3 protein-coding genes are annotated in these 2485 nt (G+C 40.1%); all 3 read left to right on the top strand.

Annotation, left to right across the window (positions count from 1 at the left end; translation table 11 throughout):
* Nucleotides 1-109 precede the first annotated feature (109 nt).
* Nucleotides 110-625 (top strand): hypothetical protein, encoded by a 516-nt coding sequence (locus tag MRT15_RS12445; RefSeq protein ID WP_304330614.1) that lies wholly within the window; start codon nucleotides 110-112, stop codon nucleotides 623-625.
* Nucleotides 622-927, top strand: a complete 306-nt coding sequence (locus tag MRT15_RS12440; protein ID WP_304330613.1) for a hypothetical protein — start codon at nucleotides 622-624, stop codon at nucleotides 925-927. The genes MRT15_RS12445 and MRT15_RS12440 overlap by 4 nt, the downstream gene beginning before the upstream one ends.
* A gap of 15 nt (nucleotides 928-942) precedes the next feature.
* A partial coding sequence (locus MRT15_RS12435) for a hypothetical protein (protein ID WP_304330612.1) occupies nucleotides 943-2485 on the top strand: 1543 nt, incomplete at its 3' end.

The following is a 2485-nucleotide window of genomic DNA, read 5'->3' as shown; positions in this document are numbered from 1 at the left end:
ACTCACCATCGTTTATCATTCATTCCGCTTAGAATTTATATAACCCTAATTTACAGTATTTTACGGTATCAGATGGTTAATGGGCGAAAGGAAAGGTGAATGTTTCAATATGTTTGAAGATATAATTAGTGAAGAGAACATCAAAAGATATGCGGAAGAAGAGACACAGAAGGCTATACTGTTCTTGGTTAGGAGAGCTTTTTACATGTTCAGCTCATATATAAATGGTGCTACACATTTATTTGAGCAGAGATTCAAGGTAGCGTTAAATGTGGAAGTGCAGCATACACGCATTGAAAACGGCTTCCAACTATATCTAAAGGTGTACTTAGACCCTGAAACCATTTCAAGGATTAGGGAGGCAGTCTATAAATATGTGAAGGAGCATGGCATAGATGTAAACATTAGATTGAAAATACTGAAAAGTATAATAAAGAGGGAGTTCAAAACAAATACTGGGGGTGTAAATGCCCTACTACACGATATCCATCCAAGTTCCACAGAAGGTGCTGATGAGATTGGAAGAGTTAGAAAGAAAGTATGGCGTGAGGAAGGAAGATCTACTGATGAAGGCGTTGATGAAGGTGATATACGAGGAGATAAAGTAGAAGGTGATGAGAAGTGAGCATATCTGGACCTGTACGTGAACTTCTACTCAAACTCCTCGATGGAGTTACAGATGCAGGGTTTCGTGCAGAAACAACTGCAATACTGTCAATGATCATTGGGAGATATGCTTCAGGGGATATTGATGGTGCAATGTTGAAGCGTGCATTAAATGAATTATGCTTCGACATACTCTATATGAAGAATCCAACAATTGATATTGACAAGATAAAGGAGGAGGCAAGCAGCTGGGCTGAAAAACTATACTATGCAGTGATGACTAGAACTCTGCGTGAACGCATCTCAAGAATGGGACCATAGTGAGGGTGAGGATGCGTGAATAATGATGCCAGTGAATCATCAACACTGCTTAATGAATGCTTCAAAATATCAATAGAGGATATTGAGAGGATAGATTGGCGTGAAGTTGCCACTTTAAGTCTTGGAGTACTCGATCCTATTGGACAGCTTAAAGATTGGATTGCAAGTGCTTTAACTGGATTCATAGATATAATTAGAAAGGCATTTGAAACTGTAGCGGCACCAATAGCTGACTATGCAAGCAGAATATGGAGTGTAATTCAAGGTATACCTGGAACTCTTGCTAATATATTGAATGCAGTGAACACTGTAGTTGTAAAGCCAATACTTGACGCTTTAAACTGGGTTTCAACGCAGTTTCCAAGCATAGTTAATGCTGTTGGAATGCTTATTTCACGTGTAGGAGACTTCATTTCTGGCATACCTGATGCATTTAGAAATATTGTTTCAAGATTCACAAGCATGGTTTCAGATATATTCAATGGATTGATAAGTACTGTTAGGGGTGGATTCTCATGGCTTCTCGATCAACTCTCAAAGCTTCCAGACATGTTTAGAGATGTTTCAAGTAGAATTGCATCATTATTTGGCGATCTAGCTGAAAGGGTTAAGAGTGGATTCTCATGGTTCATTGAGCAAGTTGGCAAGCTTCCAGATATCATTAAGACATTAATTGATAAGGCTGAAGCATTATTTGCTGAGTTAATTGATAGGGCAAGTAAGGGGTTCAGTGGACTACTTGATTTGCTTGGTAAAGCTGCAAGTATGGTTAAAGATGCATTAGCCACGATCATAGGTGATATAGTTAGGGGTGTGGGTGGGATTGTAGAGTATATTCGTGGAGGATTCAACACTGTAATTGAATGGTTCAGTAGGGCTAGAGACTGGTTTACTGAAGCAACAAATGCATTGAAAGTTTTAGGGGCAAACTTCATGGGATTCGTAAATGCAGTTTTACAGTTACCCGAACGCCTCCAATATGTATTTGGAAGTGTAGTTGAATTCTTCAAGGGATTATGGCAAGCACTACAAGAATTCACTAAGGATCCAATATCATGGTTCAAGAAGAATATTGTTGAGCCAGCTTGGACTGGAATTGTAGGCATTGTTGGAAAGACTGTTGAAACTTTGAAGCCTGTTTGGGATGCAATTGTCTCAGCAGTTCAGTTTGCATGGGATAAGTTCATGGAGTTTGCAGGCAAAGTTAGGGATGCAGTGTTTGAGAAGCTTCATGCATTTGCAGAGGCAGTTATGAGTAGCATAACTGCTAAAATTGATGCATTACGGAAGGCTGGCGAAGCAATCTATGGCAAGTTCATGGAGGGATTCACTGCAATGGTCAATGCAGTTGAAGGGGCGGGTAAAGGGCTTGGTGAAGCATTGATAACTCCACTCTGGAAGGATCTTGCGTGGACAGGTCCACCCATATTGACAGCTGAGAATATGGTTAAAGCTTGGATTGTAAGCTTCAAACTCTCAATTCCACTATTCACCTTTGGATTGGCAATGGAGTTGCCCATTAGGGCAGTTGCATTCATAGCTAGGGGCATAGCGATGA

Origin of the sequence: Candidatus Culexarchaeum yellowstonense, from assembly GCF_024707025.1 — an archaeon.
Classification (GTDB): Archaea; Thermoproteota; Methanomethylicia; order Culexarchaeales; family Culexarchaeaceae; genus Culexarchaeum.
This window is presented reverse-complemented; position numbering and strand designations above follow the sequence as displayed.

What these genes read in the sequence shown, in the direction of transcription:
- MRT15_RS12445 (WP_304330614.1), top strand. Translation starts at nt 110, where the DNA reads ATGTTTGAAGATATAATTAGTGAAGAGAACATCAAAAGATATGCGGAA.